Source organism: Citrobacter sp. TBCS-14 (assembly GCF_005280805.1).
Taxonomy (GTDB): Bacteria; Pseudomonadota; Gammaproteobacteria; order Enterobacterales; family Enterobacteriaceae; genus Citrobacter; species Citrobacter gillenii.
In genome coordinates, this window is the sequence record NZ_SZWM01000020.1 from 1 (window position 1) to 248 (window position 248).

At 50.0% G+C, this 248-nt stretch carries 1 protein-coding gene; it reads left to right on the forward strand.

The genetic code is table 11. The features are described 5' to 3' along the window. The coding region (locus FDX22_RS00080; protein ID WP_146716552.1) for a DUF3971 domain-containing protein at nucleotides 1–248 on the forward strand (248 nt) is incomplete at both ends.

Genomic DNA, 248 nt, shown 5'->3' on the forward strand with positions numbered 1-248 from the left:
ATGAAAACGGATAGCGTCAATTTAGGGGGGGTAAAAGCCACTAACCTGACGGCAAATATCCCTGACTACGCAAAAGAAAAACTGCTGATTGATGCCGACATCAACGGGCCGGGCAAAGCGGTTGGGCCTTATTTCGACGAAACACCGCTGAAAGAGTCGCTTGGTGCCACGCTGGAACAGCTGCAAATTGACGGTGATGTGAGTGCTCGCTTACATCTTGATATCCCGTTAGATGGTTCGCTGGTTAC